14 protein-coding genes and 2 pseudogenes are annotated in these 17,243 nt (G+C 39.4%); 9 read left to right on the top strand and 7 right to left on the bottom strand.

The genetic code is table 11. The annotated features are described in order from the left end of the window. Positions 1-14 precede the first annotated feature (14 nt). The 3 genes and pseudogenes from NL42_RS13765 to NL42_RS13755 form a co-directional block, all read left to right on the top strand. Positions 15-1,427 (top strand): iron-containing redox enzyme family protein, encoded by a 1,413-nt coding sequence (locus NL42_RS13765; protein WP_461313159.1) that lies wholly within the window; start codon positions 15-17, stop codon positions 1,425-1,427. A gap of 48 nt (positions 1,428-1,475) precedes the next feature. Then, the gene (gene katE, locus NL42_RS13760) at positions 1,476-3,620 is read left to right on the top strand and encodes a catalase HPII (RefSeq protein WP_461313158.1); all 2,145 of its coding nucleotides are present in this window, start codon (positions 1,476-1,478) and stop codon (positions 3,618-3,620) included. A gap of 47 nt (positions 3,621-3,667) precedes the next feature. Next, a pseudogene (locus tag NL42_RS13755) lies at positions 3,668-3,745 on the top strand (KGG domain-containing protein); the annotation flags it as partial. Between the two features lie 59 nt (positions 3,746-3,804). Here the strand turns inward: NL42_RS13755 and NL42_RS13750 are convergent. After that, positions 3,805-4,038 (bottom strand): hypothetical protein, encoded by a 234-nt coding sequence (locus tag NL42_RS13750; RefSeq protein ID WP_009388226.1) that lies wholly within the window; start codon positions 4,036-4,038, stop codon positions 3,805-3,807. 286 nt (positions 4,039-4,324) lie between these two features. Between NL42_RS13750 and NL42_RS13745 the strand changes: the two genes are divergently transcribed. Next, positions 4,325-4,936 (top strand): LexA family protein, encoded by a 612-nt coding sequence (locus NL42_RS13745; RefSeq protein ID WP_461313157.1) that lies wholly within the window; start codon positions 4,325-4,327, stop codon positions 4,934-4,936. A gap of 71 nt (positions 4,937-5,007) precedes the next feature. On the opposite strand, the gene NL42_RS13740 is transcribed toward NL42_RS13745, so the two are convergent. Next, complete coding sequence (locus NL42_RS13740; protein WP_461313156.1) at positions 5,008-5,619, bottom strand: LysE family translocator; 612 nt, start codon at positions 5,617-5,619, stop codon at positions 5,008-5,010. Between the two features lie 156 nt (positions 5,620-5,775). Between NL42_RS13740 and NL42_RS13735 the strand changes: the two genes are divergently transcribed. Continuing rightward, entirely contained in the window at positions 5,776-6,231 is a 456-nt protein-coding gene (locus tag NL42_RS13735; protein ID WP_461313155.1) for an Lrp/AsnC family transcriptional regulator, read from the top strand. A gap of 58 nt (positions 6,232-6,289) precedes the next feature. On the opposite strand, the gene NL42_RS13730 is transcribed toward NL42_RS13735, so the two are convergent. Further along, positions 6,290-7,906, bottom strand: a complete 1,617-nt coding sequence (locus tag NL42_RS13730; protein WP_461313154.1) for a purine-cytosine permease family protein — start codon at positions 7,904-7,906, stop codon at positions 6,290-6,292. Between the two features lie 195 nt (positions 7,907-8,101). Here NL42_RS13730 and NL42_RS13725 point away from each other — a divergent pair, with 195 nt between their 5' ends. Beyond that, on the top strand, positions 8,102-11,566 hold the full coding sequence (locus NL42_RS13725; protein WP_461313153.1) for a hybrid sensor histidine kinase/response regulator: 3,465 nt from the start codon (positions 8,102-8,104) through the stop codon (positions 11,564-11,566). Next, positions 11,563-12,522: a response regulator gene (locus NL42_RS13720; protein ID WP_461313152.1), complete on the top strand. Its 960-nt coding sequence runs from the start codon at positions 11,563-11,565 to the stop codon at positions 12,520-12,522. The genes NL42_RS13725 and NL42_RS13720 overlap by 4 nt, the downstream gene beginning before the upstream one ends. A 37-nt stretch (positions 12,523-12,559) precedes the next feature. Here NL42_RS13720 and NL42_RS13715 read toward each other — a convergent pair whose 3' ends face one another. Further along, entirely contained in the window at positions 12,560-13,630 is a 1,071-nt protein-coding gene (locus NL42_RS13715) for an alpha/beta hydrolase (RefSeq protein ID WP_461313151.1), read from the bottom strand. Between the two features lie 45 nt (positions 13,631-13,675). Then, on the bottom strand, positions 13,676-14,152 hold the full coding sequence (locus NL42_RS13710) for a cyclophilin-like fold protein (protein ID WP_461313150.1): 477 nt from the start codon (positions 14,150-14,152) through the stop codon (positions 13,676-13,678). Between the two features lie 285 nt (positions 14,153-14,437). Between NL42_RS13710 and NL42_RS13705 the strand changes: the two genes are divergently transcribed. Then, positions 14,438-15,328, top strand: a complete 891-nt coding sequence (locus tag NL42_RS13705; protein ID WP_461313149.1) for a LysR family transcriptional regulator — start codon at positions 14,438-14,440, stop codon at positions 15,326-15,328. Here NL42_RS13705 and NL42_RS13700 read toward each other — a convergent pair. Further along, positions 15,306-16,511 (bottom strand): MFS transporter, encoded by a 1,206-nt coding sequence (locus NL42_RS13700; RefSeq protein WP_461313148.1) that lies wholly within the window; start codon positions 16,509-16,511, stop codon positions 15,306-15,308. The genes NL42_RS13705 and NL42_RS13700 overlap by 23 nt on opposite strands. 262 nt (positions 16,512-16,773) lie before the next feature. Between NL42_RS13700 and NL42_RS13695 the strand changes: the two genes are divergently transcribed. Beyond that, complete coding sequence (locus tag NL42_RS13695) at positions 16,774-17,058, top strand: GNAT family N-acetyltransferase (RefSeq protein WP_461313147.1); 285 nt, start codon at positions 16,774-16,776, stop codon at positions 17,056-17,058. 106 nt (positions 17,059-17,164) lie between these two features. Here NL42_RS13695 and NL42_RS13690 read toward each other — a convergent pair. After that, a pseudogene (locus tag NL42_RS13690) lies at positions 17,165-17,243 on the bottom strand (hypothetical protein); the annotation flags it as partial.

Raw genomic sequence — 17,243 nt, 5'->3', positions numbered from 1 at the left:
AAAGGAGAATAGAAATGCCTGTTGTAGTGAAAGAAAGATTATTAGACCTACTACAAGATAATCAACAGAACTATTACGAATTATTTGTTTTTTTCCTTGATCCTGATATTTCTAGTTTTGAAAAAGAAAAGAAAGCAAGAGATTTTCTGATTAATGAAATAGATAAACTAGATCAAAAGGAAATAGATTTTCCTTCAAATATAAATATGATTAAAGCATGGTGTGAGAATGACAATAAAGAAAACTGTGAATTATTTCAGACTTACCTAAACCGTAGACAAAACGGGGGCGAGAGAGAGTATTTTAAGAATGTCGGTCAGGCATTCGAATTTTTAATTAAAGTTTCTCCAACCAAAAAAGTAGATGGTGCATGGCTATATAGTTCAGTTCAATATTGGAATGATCCAGTTTTCCATGACCTTATTATTACTTATTTGGAAGAGCTGGGACTAGGTGAGCCGAAAGCAAACCATGTCTGTATCTATGATGACTTGCTACGTAGTTTGGGGCTCGATAGTTTTGATGTGCTTTTAGAAGATGAATATTACCATAATGCCGTAATTCAGTTGGCGCTTGGTTATGCTCCTTCTGAGTTCATTCCAGAGATTGTGGGCTTTAATTTAGGCTATGAGCAACTACCACTTCATCTACTCATCAGTAATTATGAGCTTGCAGAATTAGGTATTGATTCTAAATATTTTAATTTGCACATCACTATCGATAACATTGATAACGGGCATGCAGATAAAGCAGTTAAAGTTATAGAAAATATTTACGATAAATACCGAGATAAAGAACTTTTCTTTAATAAATTGAAGCGTGGTTTTGCTCTTAATGGTCATGGTGTTTCATCTTCAAAAATTATTAAAAATTTAAATCTTGAAGATTTAGTCCTTAAAATTTTAAAAAGAAAAGCGCTCGTGGGTCAGCTAATTCATAACGAAACTAGACAGTTTGGATGTAAAACGATCAATCAATGGTTATCAAATCCAGATGATGTTAGCGGTCTGTTATCACATTTAATTGAACACAAGTGGATCAAATTTAATGCTGACCCTGAACAGAGTGTGTTCTGGCGAATGATTAATGAAGAAAATGGAAAAATGTTTGGAGTGTTTAACCCTGTAGAGCGTCAAATTATTCATGACTGGATTGCAGGCGATGATCATTCTTCTAATGTCTTGGCATATAGCCGGGCATTAAATAATAGCCAACGTATTCAAGATTATTTGTTTAGCTATATCTCTGATGGCGAACTTGATGCCTTACAAGAGCGTGTTCAGAAATCACATGATCTCGCCATAAAAATATGCAAGCTGACTCCGTTTTTGGCCCCAGATTCACACCATAAAAGCATTGGACTGTGGAGCACGCGTAAATACGTCGAACTCCTTTTTCCATATTTAAGTTCCTTTAACAAAAACTAACTCTTGAAGTTTTTAATTCACCCCACGTTTAACTTTAAAACATAGGTAATGAACATGACTGATAATGTTAAATCAACAAATAAAACAAGTGAAATGGCTGGAGCTGATGCTGCAAATAAAGCCAATACTACTCAAAAAACTGAACAATTAGACTCAGTCAGAGACGATGCAACCAATGAAGCATTAACCACAAACCAAGGTGTTAAAATAGCGGATAACCAGAATAGCTTAAGAGCAGGTATTCGCGGTTCGACCTTATTAGAAGATTTTATTTTAAGAGAAAAGATTACACATTTTGATCACGAGCGTATTCCTGAGCGTATTGTGCATGCGCGTGGTGTAGGCGCGCATGGTTACTTTCAGGCCTATGAAGGAAATGAACGTTTAACAAAAGCAGGTTTTTTGACTGACCCAAGCATTCAAACACCAATTTTTGTACGTTTCTCGACTGTGCAGGGGCCACGTGGATCTGCCGACACCGTTCGTGATATCCGTGGTTTTGCCATTAAATTTTATACTCAAGAAGGTAATTTTGATTTGGTCGGCAATAATGCACCTGTGTTCTTTGTGCAAGATGGTATTAAGTTTCCAGACTTTGTACATGCTGTAAAGCCTGAACCCGATACTGAAATGCCTACTGGAGCGAGCGCCCATGATACATTCTGGGACTTTGTGTCTTTAGTACCTGAGTCAGCACATGCGGTAATTTGGGCAATGTCAGATCGGGCTATCCCACGTAATCTACGCTCAATTCAAGGTTTTGGTGTTCATACTTTCCGCCTTATTAATGCCCAAGGTAAATCTCATTTTGTGAAGTTCCACTGGACACCTAAACAAGGTTTAAGTGCGTTAGTTTGGGATGAAGCCCAAAAGCTTGCAGGTAAAGATCCGGATTTCCACCGTCGAGATCTCTATGAAGCGATTGAGAATGGAGTTTATCCTGAATGGGAGTTGGGTGTACAAATTGTCGAAGAAGAAGATGAAATGAACTTTGACTTCGACTTATTGGACCCAACCAAAATTATTCCTGAAGAGTTGGTTCCAGTGACTCCAATCGGCCGATTTGTTTTAAATAGAAATGTAGATAATTTCTTTGCAGAAACAGAGCAGGTGGCTTTCTGTCCGGGACACATTGTGCCAGGCATTGATTTCACAAATGACCCACTTTTACAAGCACGTCTATTCTCGTATACCGATACACAGTTAAGTCGTTTGGGTGGACCGAACTTCCATCAAATTCCGATCAATAAACCAGTATGCCCATTCCATAACAATCAACGTGATGGTATCCACCAACATACGATTCACAAAGGGCAGGCTTCATATCAACCAAATTCAATTGATAATGATTGGCCAGCAGAAACACCACCCGCTGCTTCAAATGGTGGGTTTGAAAGCTATCCTGAACAAATTAGCGGACACAAGCTTCGTAAAAGAAGTGAAACCTTTTCCGATCATTTTTCACAACCGCGCCTTTACTACAAGAGCCTTGCTCCTCATGAGCAAAAGCATGTGGTCGATGCCTATACTTTTGAATTAAGTAAAGTGCAAAGAAAACACATTCGTGAGCGCCAAGTTCAACAAATTTTGGCAAATATTGATCTCGACTTAGCTCGACAAGTAGGCGCTAATTTAGGAATTGAAGTTCCTGATTTGACACTAGATTATAAGAAAACTGCAGTTGAAAAATCGGCAAGATTATCCATGCTGGCTTTTCCTCCTGCAGATATTCAAGGCCGAAAAGTTGCAGTACTTATTCATAACCTTGTGAAGTCAGATACACTTGAAGCTATTAAAAATTGGGCGATTAAAGAAGGTGCGGTTGTTCATTTACTAGCGCCGAGCTTGGCTCCAGTAAAAGACCATAAAGACAAAACTATTACCGCTGATGGTATGCAAATGGCTGAACCTTCAATTGCTTATGATGCGGTGATCATTCCTGATGGCGACAACTTAAATGCTGTGCTGCAAGATGGCGTAGCGCGCCACTATGTACTCGAAGCTTATAAGCATTTAAAACCAATTGCGTTTTTGGGTAATAAATCTGATTTACTTGAACCGCTAGGCTTGGTTGCAGATGAAGGTACTTTAGTTGAAGATGAATTCCAGCCTATTGCTGAAAAATTCAAAAAACTGATTATGGCTCATCGTGTTTGGTCACGAGAAAAAATAGCCGCTCAGGTACCAGCTTAATAAACAAAAAAGCCCTGAAAGATTTATCTTTCAGGGCTTTTTTATATCGCGGTCGCAGTCGTGATGACCGTGGACAAAACTCTCGTAATCAAAAACGTGATGCCTCTGCATGTTTTACATCTTAAGCATACTGTTGTAAAAACGAAGGAGGCTTTTGCTTCCTTCGTTTTTTAATTTATTTACTTTACTGTGGGAGCAGTTGTAGTCCTTTTACAATATCAATGTACTCAGAACCGTTTAACCAAAAAGATTTTTTTAAGAATAACGTCGTCATAATACTTTCTGCTGCTTCACTCTCTGGATTTTCACAGAATAATCCGTAGCTTTCACCCAAAACCGCATCATTTTCAATCAGGCGAATATAGTAGGCATGTTGCTCATTTGCATAACCTAAAACTGCATCACGTTGATTTTTCATTTCGCATGTCTCCATACCAAAAAACTGAATTTAACCAGAATGTTAAATGCTCAGAATCTCATTTGATAAAAATCATAAAACCGTCAGTCATAAAGACTATTTCTAATCAGGTTTTGATTTCTTCAAATTACCATTTTAGTTTAAACATCCCTGTTAAAAGCAAAATGGATTAAAATCTGATCATGGGATTTATTGTTATGCAAAAAAAATATTTCGTCAACTTGAAAATGTAACTTTTTCAAGTTACATTGTCTGTGTAGGATTTGAACGGTGAAATGGAGGCAATATGCCAAAGCAAAAAGAGTTCGAGCATGGTGGTATAAGAGAAAATGCTGGACGAAAAGCACAGTTCAATGAACCCACAAAAGTGATTCGTGTTCCCGAGTCTCAAGTTAACTTTATCAAAAATTGGTTACTGAATAATGTCAAAACCAATAACTTGACCGATTTTAACTCAAAACTTAATGTTCAACAGGTCCATCCAAACAACGATAAAATTTACCATATTCCTTTGGCAACTGAACGTGTTGCGGCAGGTTTTCCTTCGCCAGCACAAGATGATATTGAGCAAGCACTAGATTTAAATGAATATTTAATTAGAAATGAAAATGCGACTTTTATTGTCAAAGCTAATTCTTTGTCAATGTTAGACGCTGGAATTGATATTAATGATCCGCTTATTGTGGACCGTAGTATTGCTGCTAAATCTGGCGATATTGTGATTGCGTTGATTGATAACGATTTCACCGTTAAACGCTTAATCATTGATAATAATTACCATCCACCAAAAATCTGGTTAAAAGCTGAAAACTCCGATTACCAAAATATTTATATTGAAGAAGGGCAAGAGTTAGTAATTTGGGGAGTCGTGACTTATAACCTGAAACGCATGAGATAACTTTATTTCTATGTTTATTCTTCAAGTTACGGGCCAGAAAAGTGAACCAGTAACTTGAAGTGAAATGATTTTTAAATTTGCCCAATCAGTAAGCATGTCGCAATAACGATCATCAAACCACCCGAAAAACGGCCGACTAATTGTGCTGCTTGTGGTCTGGTTTTAAGAATGGCCTCTGAGCCATAACCCACCATTAAGTAAATAATCGCGCAGCTAATCATGTGAACAACACCGAAGGCAAGAATTTGTGTCGTCACTGACCATGAAGCTGTGGTGTCAATAAATTGAGGAAGTAAAGCTAAAAAGAGCAAAAAAACTTTTGGGTTTAACCCACTCACGTAAACGCCTTTGGTTGCCCATTTCAATCGTGAGTGAGCTTTTTCAGATTCGGACTGATTCGGAGTAGGAGGGGTAATGAGTAAATTTACTCCCATCCATAACAAATAAAGAGAACCCGAAATTGTTAGGATCATGAGCGCAGTCGGGTTATTTGCAACCAGTAAGCCAACACCTGCTGCTACCAGTAAAATGGTAATAAAGTGACCAAATAGCATACCTGCAACAGCGGGTACGACGACTTTGCCTTTAATCCCTGCTGAAATGGCATAGGCCCAGTCTGCCCCTGGAGTAATAATAAAAAGAATGGAGACACTCCAAAATGCAATAAAAATGTTAAAAGCCATATGCTTATCTCGGCAAACTATTTTCTAAAGGTTCCGCTCGTGCTTTAGCAAAAAAAACTATTTATTCGAGCTTGTTGAAAATAATATGCCCATATATTTAGAATGTGCTTTTAAATGTTTGCTCATATAACACTCATTTGGGGTAAATTTTTCTAAATGGATCGCACAGATAAAAAGATTCTTGCTGAATTGCAATTAAATGGCCGATTATCTATTACTGAATTGGCAGAAAAAGTAGGTTTGAGCATTTCACCTTGTCATAGACGAGTGAAGGCTTTAGAAGAGTCGGGAGCCATCAAAGGTTATCGGGCAGAACTCGACCCCAATTTAGTCGGATTTGAATTTTCAGCGATTGTTTTTATTACGCTTAGAGAAGGTGATAAACAGGCAGTTGAGAAGTTTGAAAATGCCGTGATAGACATCCCGCAAATTATTCAGGCGCAGCGTTTGTTTGGTGAGCCAGATTATTTACTGCATGTTGTCGCTAAAGATTTACCTGCTTTTCAACGGTTGTATGATGAAAAATTATCTGCGATACCAAGCGTGCAACGGCTCATCTCAACCATTGTGATGAAAGACGTAGTCCCTGAACGTTTATTTCCGATTGGCTAAGAATCATCAGGCGTAAAAAAAGAAGCTTTAAAGCTTCTTTTTTTAGTTTTAATAGTATTTAAGCGTCGAGTGTTTTACACAAAGAACAGATCGTGCCGTTATGTTTGTGAGAGTACATAATATCTGGGCGCTCGTAACCTTGTTCACATACGCGGCAGTGATAGACGGTTGCTACAGGTGTACCTTCAGCATCGTAACGTGGTTCTTTAATGCCATCATCGTGTGACTTGATGTAGTATTTTCCTTTGGTTAATAAACCCATGATTGGTGTTAATACAAAGGCAAGTATAAGCGCGATGAGTGGTGAGTAAGGAGCTAAGAAGCTACCAAATAATCCAAAGAATGCTGCAATCGATAAGCCTGCTGATACAAGGAAGGCAACCATGCCGACAGGGTTTACGTTGTAGAGCATGTCACGGCGATATTCTGGTTCTTTTGGTGAAAGTTTTAAAACATATTTGTTGATTGAAATGTCTGTTGCAACAACCACAACCCAAGCAATCGCAAAGTTTGAATAGAATCCTAAGATTTTACCCAGTACCGCAAACATGTTGCCTTCCATTAAAGCAAGCGCAATTGCCAAGTTCACGATCACAAAGACAATACGGCCCGGATAATGTTTACTCATACGAGTGTAGGCACTTGTCCAAGCAAGAGAGCCAGAGTAAGCATTGGTGACGTTAATTTTAATTTGAGAAATAACCACCAAAATCACTGCGAGTGTTAAAGCTGCCCAGCCCGGAAGCATGTCATGAAACGCCGCATTAAACTGTTGAACAGGTTCAGTGCTGTTTACGCCCGGTATTTTAGTGAGTAAATAGAAACCTAAAAATGCCCCAATAATTTGTTTAATTGCGCCTAAAATCACCCAACCCGGACCCGCTGAAATAACCGCTGCCCACCATGCTTTGCTATTTTCTTTTGTTTTAGCAGGCATGAAACGTAAGTAATCAATTTGCTCACCAATTTGCATGATGAGCGATAAACATATACCAGCACCTAACATGATTGCGGCCATGTCTACGGTTTCAAAACCTTCTTTACCTGTAAAAGTAGCAAATTGACTGACTAAAGTAGGTTCTTGATAAATCAGGTAGGCCACAGGACCAATCATCAGAATAAGCCAAAGTGGGGTAGTCCAAACTTGTAATTTACTCAAGGCTTTCATACCGTAAATCACCAGCGGTATGACCATAATGGTTGAGATGAGATAGCCAGCCCAAAGCGGAATGCCTAAACCAAGCAATAACCCTTGCGCCATGATTGAACCTTCAAGGGCAAAGAAAATAAATGTGAAACTGGCGAAAATGATACTGGTAAGAACCGAACCGATATAACCGAAACCTGCGCCACGAGTAATCAAGTCAAGATCAATGTTGTAGCGCGCTGCGTAATAGGCTAAAGGAATGCCAGTTAAGAAGATAATAATCGCTGCAAATAAAATGGAGAAAACAGCATTGGTTGTTCCGTAAGACATACCAATACTGGCACCAATAGAAAAGTCAGCAAGATAGGCAATACCACCAAGTGCAGTAATAGCCACAACTTTGGGACTCCAGCGCCGAAAGCTGTGTGGAGCATAACGTAAAGTATAATCTTCTAAGGTTTCATTCACTGCTTTTTGTGAATCTGTACCTTGCACAGTGTCCAGATTTGGATGTTCAGATACACTCATAACATCAATCTCCCAATCATTTTCGGTCAATCAACACAAATATTGATCATTGTTTTTCGATGGTTTTGAGTGTGTGATTTTTGGGAAAAATTGAAAATACGTTATTTTGCGTATATGTGCGTATTAGAAAAAATCGCCATGATAAATGACTTTTGGCATAAGGATTGCTGGGTTTAATGCAGCCCCATCCAAAACATGAGTGTTATGCCAGATTCTTCACGCCCCCAACAAGCGCCACAACGTGTGATCAAAACACGCCGTGAATATAATATTTGGGTGGCAGATGAAAGTATCGAAGATTATGCGCTCCGCTATGCACCCACCTCAGTAAGAAAATGGTCACCTTGGACCGTTACTAATACCGCAATTTCGACTGTTAGTTTTCTGGCGATGGAAGCCATTGGGGCGACCATGCTTTGGCAGTATGGCTTTAGCAATGCAGTCTGGGCAGCAATTGTCGTATGTACCATCATATTTTTAACCAGTTGGCCGATTAGTTACTACGCTGCAAAATATAATGTAGACGTTGATTTGCTTACTCGTGGTGCAGGTTTTGGCTACATTGGCTCGACCATTACATCTCTAATTTATGCCAGCTTTACCTTTATTTTGCTTGCGTTTGAAGCCGCAATTATGGCGATGGCACTTGAGCTGGCTTTAGGTATTCCACAAGTTATTGGTTACTTAATTTCTGCCTTAGTGATTTTGCCTTTAGTTGTCAAAGGCATTGGTTTTATTAACAAAGTTCAGGCAGTCACTCAGCCAATCTGGCTCTTATTGCTGTTATTACCGTGGTTTTTTGTACTTTGGAAGCAGCCACAAATTTTAAGTAGTAGCCTGCATTTTGTTGGTGCGGTTTCAAACTCGACAGACTTTAACCTGTATTACTTTGGTGCGGCGTGCACTCTTATTTTTTCATTTGTGATCCAAATTGGTGAGCAGGCCGACTATCTACGCTTTTTGCCACAACAAGAAAAAAATAGAACTGCGTGGCGTTTTGCTGTTTTCTTAGGTGGGCCATCTTGGATTATTTTTGGTTTTCTAAAAGTTTTGATGGGCATGTTGCTGATGGTGTTAGCTTTTCAGCTGTTCATTCCTGTCTCTGAACTAGACAATCCGACTTATCTGTATTGGGTTGCCTATCAACAGTTTATTCCAAACCCTCAGCTTGCTTTAATCTTGACTCTAGCACTGGTTTGCTTGGCACAAATTAAAATTAATATGACCAATGCCTACGCTGGCTCATTGGCATGGTCAAACTTTTTTGCCCGCTTGACTCATAGCCATCCGGGGCGAATTGTCTGGCTTCTTTTTAACGTTTTTATCGCCATTGTTTTGATGGAAATGGGGATCAGCCATGCGGTTGAACGCATTTTGGGCTTATATAGCAATATTGCTTTGGCATGGATTGGTGCCGTTGTTGCCGATTTAATTATCTGTAAACCTTTAGGTTTAAGCCCAAAGGGAATTGAATTCCGCCGTGCTTATTTATATGACATTAACCCCGTAGGTGTGGGTGCTTTACTGATTGCTTCAGTGCTATCGATGCTGAGCTATTTGGGCTTTTTCGGATTGATGGCCAAAGGTTTAGCAAGTTTTATTGCTTTGGGGAGTGCGGTGTTATGTGTTCCTGTTATTGCTTACTTAACCAAAGGCAAATATTACATTGCACGCCAGCCTGAAAAAATTCAGGCGACGTCGGTTGCAAACTGTGTCGTGTGTGAACGGGACTATGAGCTTGCTGATATGGCAGGCTGCCCAGCCTATAACGGTACGATTTGCTCTCTATGCTGTTCACTTGAAGCACGCTGTCACGATTTATGTAAACCCGATGCACGTTGGTCAGTACAACTTAAAAAAGCCATTTGGTACTATTTACCTGAACGTTGGGCCAGCCGTTTAAATAGCAGGGTCAGTTTATATTTATTACTAACTCTAGGGCTGTCTATTGTTTTGGCAGTGAGCTTGAGTCTGGTTTATATCCAAGAAAAAACCTATTTAGAAACGGTAAATGCGGCAGCCGTTCCTCAGTTATTTACGCTATTTGTTAAAATTTACACCATTTTATTTTTATTAATGAGTGTTGCTGCATGGTGGTTAGTGTTAAACGATGAAAGCCGTCGTAATGCCGAAATTGAGACACATCAACAAACAGCATTATTGTTTGATGAAATTGCTGCCCATGAAGTCACTTCAAAAGACCTGCAAGATGCCAGAATTTCAGCAGAACGGGCAAATGATGCAAAAAGCCGTTATGTCATTGGCATTAGCCACGAACTAAGAACACCTCTAAATAGTATTTTGGGCTATAGCCAATTGCTTCAAAAACAAGAGCAACTTTCGGAACAGGGCAAAATGGCGCTCGGGGTGATTAGCCGTAGTGGGCAGCATCTGACTTCACTGATTGATGGCTTACTGGATTTAGCACGAATTGAGACAGGCAAAATTTCTTTAAATGTGGTGGATGTTCATTTCCCAAATTTCATAGAACAAATTATTCAAATGTTTCAGCCTCAGTTTGAACAGAAGAATTTACAGTTTATTTATGAAATTGGAGAGAACCTACCGCACTACGTCCGTACTGACAAAAAGCGCTTAGAACAGGTACTCATTAATTTATTGGGCAATGCTTTAAAGTTTACGACGAGCGGCACAATTACTTTGAAAGTCGAGTACCGTTTTCAAACGGCCTATTTTGAAATTAGAGATACAGGTTGTGGCATTGCAGAAGCTGATTTAGAGCGAATATTTAATCCGTTTGAACGAGGCAGTAATGTGGTTCAGGGTGGATTTACCGGAACAGGGCTCGGACTACCGATTGTAAAATTATTGGTCGATTTACTTGGTGGGCAGCTATCTGTGAGTAGCCAACTCAATCAAGGTTCACAGTTTAAAATTAAGTTTTATTTGCCTTCAAAAGAGGTGGTTCATCCAATTTCTAATGTTTATTCCAACCAGATTACGGGCTATCAAGGTGAGCGAAAACGAATTTTAGTTGTTGATAATGAAGCAGTAGATCGAGGTTTAGTCGCCAATTTTCTAAAACCTTTGGGTTTTATTATTGAAGAAGCCGAGTCGGGTATTGATTGTTTAAGACGTGTACCCATTTTTCAGCCTAACCTGATTTTAATGGATTTGAATATGCCTTTGATGGGTGGATGGGAAACCGCGCGATTATTACGCCAAAATAATATTACCAATGTACCGATCTTAATTATTTCGGCCAATGCAGGTGAGCGTGAGGTCAATCCACAAGATGCGGTGTTAAGTGAAGACTTTATGCTAAAACCAATCGATCTCAATTTGTTGCTCAGTAAAATTGGAGATAAGTTAGGGCTGGTGTGGGCTGATTCTAGGTCAACATTAACCGAAGAAAATAATGAGGTTCAAGCACTTCATATAAAGACGTATAAGCAAGAAAAAGTCACTGTTTATACACCAACAAGACAACCAGAAAACAATGGCGCACAAGATTTAACTCAAGCCTTGCAGCAACTAGATGAATTGATTGCACAAGGCTATATTCGAGGTATTCAACATGCTTTAACACATTGTCGTCAAAATTTTCCGGAGCATGACGAGTTATGGGAACAGCTTGAACTGGCTATTCAAAAGTTTGATTTAAAACACGCCCAACGATTAATTCAGGATAAGCAATGAGTACGCAACATGTTTCTTTTCAGCAAGCTTCAACAACTGAGCAGGCTGTTATTCTGATTGTGGATGATGTACCGGAAAATTTGGGCTTGTTGCATGAAAGTCTGGATCAGGCTGGGTATCGTGTACTTGTTACGACAGATGGATTAAGTGCAATTGAAATTGCACACCGATGCTTACCGGATATGATTTTGCTCGATGGCAATATGCCACATATGGACGGTTTTGAAAGTTGTATACAGCTTAAAGCGAGTCCAATTACTCAGTTTATTCCTGTCATTTTTATGACAGGTTTGTCGGAGACAGAGCATATTGTGCGTGGTTTTCAGGTCGGTGGGGTGGACTATGTAACCAAGCCACTGAATATTGAAGAAGTACTGGCAAGAGTAAAAACGCATTTGGCACATGCCAAACTATTGCAGCAACAAAAACAAGTGATTGATGCAACTGAAACTGCCATTCTTGCTCTAGATGTTCAAGGAAAAATTGTTTGGAAAACCCAAAAAGCCAGTGATTTATTGAATCAATATTTGCCTGAAATTGATGGTTTTGAGGCAGGTTTAAAAGCTTGGTTTTCAGACTTAGAACATGAAAAAGACCCTAAAAAATTAACCAGTTGTTCTTATTCAATGCCATCTCAGCAATTACAGCTATTACTATTAACGCCGTGGCAATCTGGCACAAGTGTGGCGAAAAATTATCTTATACAGATCAAGACTTCTACGCCTGCATTAGACGTCGCTGATATCTTAAAATATTGCCCACAGTTGACTCAGCGTGAAGCAGAAGTCATGCACTGGTTATTGTTAGGGAAAACCAATAAAGATATTGCGGAAATTTTGGAGCTGAGCCCGCGGACGGTGAACAAACATTTAGAACATGTTTTTGAAAAACTTTGCGTTGAAAATCGAACAGCGGCTGTGGCGCATATTAATAGTCTGGTGCAAGAGTTTCATTAAATAAATAGAGGCCCGTGTTGAGCCTCTATCATGCCTCTTATTTCAAGTTTTGTTTAAAGAAACTGGTTAATTTATCAAATGGAATGAGATCGACCCGATCGTATAAATCAACATGTCCAGCGCCTTTAACGTAGTAAAGCTCTTTAGGTTGGCCTGCGAGTTTATAAGCTTCCTCACTAAACTCTTTTGAATGGGCCTGATCACCTGTAATAAACAACATCGGACGTGGTGAGATGGTTTCGATATCGTTAAATGGGTAGAAGTTTAAAAATTTGACATTACTTGTCAGTGTCGGATGCGTTGTGAGGTCTTTTGATGAACTTTTCGGCGTATATTCTCCGCGTGGAGTGCGATAAAAGTCATAAAATTCACGTTGAATAGGGTGTGTATCTGCCGTTAACTCATGCGTAGTCCCGCTGGTATATTTTGTTTCACCGCCTGTGAACTCGACATAACGTTGCGCAGCCGCTTCAGCAATAATTTGCTTTCTTTGCTCTAAGGTTTGTGAGTGACGTAAGCCATTACGGTTTGCAGCTCCCATATCATACATGCTGACAGTGGCAATGGCCTTCATACGAGGGTCAATTTTTGCTGCGCTAATAACGAAACTTCCACTTCCGCAAATGCCGAGTACGCCAATACGTTCACGGTTAATAAAGGATTGTGTTCCTAAATAATCTACAGCCGCACTAAATGCTTCTGCGTAAATGTCAGGTGCAACTACATTTCTGGGTTGGCCTGCGCTTTCACCCCAAAATGATTGATCAATCGCCAATGTTACAAAACCTTGTTCAGCCAATTTCTGTGCATAAAGCATAGAGCTTTGTTCTTTCACGGCTCCCATTGGGTGACCAATTACAATAGCGGGGGCTTTTAGTTTTTTATTTAAGTTTTTGGGAATAACCAGATTACCGACTATATCCATGTTGTATTGATTTTTAAAAGTGACTTTCTGAATAGTCACTTGCTGGCTTTGATAAAAATTATTCGCGCCGTTAGTCATGTCTGCTGCCATAGCTGAAGTTGAAGAAAATAATCCAATAGTTGCTGCACAAATTGCAGCTGCCGTATGGGTTTTAAGCTTTTTAAAGAAGGGAGATGTAGTCATGGATACCTCAATTTAAATAATTTGAATGGGTGAATTTGCTCATGCTTATTTCATTTGGGAAATTGAAATTTTGATGGGTTGTTTTTGCTTGAACTCTTGGGGAATAGCCTCAAGTTTCCCAAGCAAAATAAGACCATTTGCGTACCCAACAGTTGAGTCTTTATAGAAAAAAGCCAGATTACCCCAAGGGGCGTAATAGGTAAGATCACCAGCTTTTCCTGCATAGCCATTGGGTGCATTCTGTGTAGTTAGCTTGGTGGGTAGGTCGGCTATTTTTTCAGTAGAGTCATAATCTTTAAGGTTTAATGTCAACGGAAGCTGCTTGGCAAAATCTTGAACAGTCGGTGTCATGGGTAATGTTGCAAATAGTGGTTGCTTTGATCCCTCAATATCAATACGGATTTTCATCATCGATAACCTTTGTTGATTGTTGCCTGTAGGCCTTGTTGCATAAGAGATAGATATGGCTGAAAACGAGAAAAAGATGCTGAGTAAAGCTAGAAAAAACTTCTGAGTAGCCATATCGAAGAACCTTATTTCTTTAAGAGAAAGCAGCTAAATGCATAGAAGTTATTCAATTTCTAGCGTAAAGGTATGAGCTGAATTTATTAGTTTTTGATAATAATAAAATCAGGCACTTTTTATGCTTGAGCTCATCTAAATCTTGATGCTCACAGCTTGATATCGATTTTAATGAATCTTCTTTATAATAATTAGCCTAAAAAACAAACATGGACTTATGAGCAATATTCATAAATAGTTTTATCATTTATAATTAAATTAAACCGTGAAAAGAGATAAAAGCAGATGATAAACAAAGAAAACTATAATGATCTTTATGCTTTTTTAATGGTGGCTCGAGAAGGGAGTTTTACGAAGGCTGCAGGAAAAATGGGAATTTCGCAGTCTGCGCTAAGCCATACCATTCGCGGTTTAGAAGAACGTTTAGGGATGCTACTTCTGACCCGAACCACACGAAGCGTTTCACCGACAGCCGCGGGTGAAAGATTAAAGCAAACTATTAGCGCCAGCTTTGACCAGATTGATAATGAATTATCGCTTTTAACATCATTTCGGGATCAACCCGCTGGTACGGTTCGTATTAATGCCAGTAGCCATGCGATACGGGAAGTGCTGATTCCAAAACTTGAAAAGATTGCTGGTGACTACCCTGATGTGCAAGTTGAGCTAGCTGCCAATAGCGGTATGGTGGATATTGTTGCAGAGCGATTTGATGCAGGAGTTCGCTTTGGAAGTCGTGTAGCAGATGGCATGATTGCGGTACGTATTAGCGCAGATGTCAACATGGCGGTGATTGCAACGCCACAATATTTTGAGAAATATGGAATTCCTGCAACCCCCAAAGATCTGGTTAATCATCAATGTATTGGCTTTCGTTTAACCACCCAAGGCAGTGTGTATGCATGGGAATTTTTGAAGGATGGACAAGAAACAAAAATCAAAATCCAAGGACAATGGATATTTAATGAAAGCTACGATATTGTCGAGGCAGTTAGAGCGGGATTTGGATTGGCTTACATTCCGCAAGAACTGATCCAACAAGATCTCGATCAAGGCAAACTTGTGCAAGTATTGGAAGATTACAGTATCCAGTTTCCCGGATACCACCTGTACTATCCACATCGTAGACAACTTTCGCCTGCACTAAGGTTGGTTATTGATGTGTTGCGTGAGTAGCACTTCGCCATGTAATAAAAGCAATGATAGCACCCAATAACAACACAATAGCGCTCATATAAAACGTAGCACTATAGCCATGCGAGTCATATAACAAGCCGCCTAAAGTTGCACCTAAAGTAATTGCAAATTGAATAATCGCCACCATCAAACCGCCACCAACCTCAGTATCTTGATGCAACGTCTGTGCAAGCCATGTGTTCCATGCGACTGGTGCTGAAGTTCCAATGAATCCCCATAATCCCATTAATATTGCGACCAACCACAAATACTGACCACCAAGCACGAAGGCATAAGCAATGCTTGCCATCATTAAAGGAATAAGGATGAGGTAACGATAGACATGTTGATGAAGAATAAAACTAATCACGAATGTGCCAGCTAAACCCGCGATACCTAATATGAGTAATAAAATGGATAACATGGCCGCATCGACATGACTGACGGTTTCTAGAAATGGGCGTAAGTAGGTAAATAGCGCAAATTGTCCCATAAATAACAATAAAATCCCTGTCATGCCATAAAACACGATCGGACGTTTCAGTAGTCCAAATGGATTTTGTGACTTTTCAGTAGACATAACTGCTGGAAGAGCGGGCATACTTTTAAATTGCCATACAAGCGCAATAATCGCGATAGGAACGATACAGAAAAAAGCACCGCGCCAGCCAATGATTGAACCTAGAAAACTTCCTAAAGGTGCGGCTATTGTGGTTGCTAGAGCATTGCCGCCATTTAATAGACCGAGTGCTTTGGGTACAGCTAAAGGAGGTACAAGTCTCATCACAATCGAAGTTGACATGGCCCAAAAACCACCAATCACTACACCTAAAATTGCACGACCCACCATGAATAAGGCAGCAGAGTGAGCAAATGTAATCAGCATGCCAGAAACGATCATGAGTAAGGTAAGTAACAGCATGATATGACGGCGATCCCATGTCTTAAATACACGGCTAATAGTTAAGCTGGTTACCACAGCAAAAATGCCTGAAATTGCGATTGCCTGACCGACTTGGCCTTCACTCATATTTAAATCTGAAGAGATTGGTGTGAGTAAACTTACGGGCATGAATTCTGAGGCAATTAATACTGCACAGCATAGTGACATTACAAATACAGCACCCCATGCTGGTGTGCTATTCTCATGTGTATCTTGCTCAATTTGATGAAAAGAAGACATAAAAGTTCCGACTTTAAAACCGTTAAATGTTCATAAAAGAAACGAACAAATCTGGTTGCAGAGCTTATCAGCAAGGGTTTGAAAGGATTAGGCCTAGAATTACGAATAGAATTATGAGTTTTATGCATGAATTGTCTTTAAAAAGCATACAGACTCGCTGCTAAAAACAGGCTATTTTTTTACACTTAGATTTGTTCTTATAGATAAAGATTATACAAAGTCATTTCTAAATAAATATGAGTCGTAATACGAGGAATTCATTGTGAATATTCAACAAAAAGATGATACAAAACACGGCAGCTTTAGCTTACTTGATGGTGAAACCGTTGCAGGCGAAATGACTTATACATGGGCAGGCGAGAGCATGCTAATTATTGATGCTACAGATGTGAATGAAAATTATCGTGGACAAGGTGTAGGTCGCCAATTACTTGATGCCTTGGTGGCTTTTGTCCGTGAAAAAGACGTAAAGGTGATTCCACTTTGCCCATATGCAAAATCAGTTTTTGATAAAGACCCAAGTATTGATGATGTACTTAGAAAATAAGCAATAGACTGAAAGTTGTTTCATAAAAATTGGGCGTTGATGCCCGATTTTTTTATTGGTTTTTATTATATATGGACTGTGATGAACATGTTTTAAGCGGTTGTATTCAACGGATTTGAAGGTTTTCGATTGCCAGATCGAATTTATCAAACTTATAGAAAAGCTTATCTAATAAAAATAGTTTT

The organism is Acinetobacter sp. GN11 (assembly GCF_054823985.1).
Note: the sequence above shows the minus strand (reverse complement) of the source record. Positions and strands in the feature narration are given on the sequence as shown.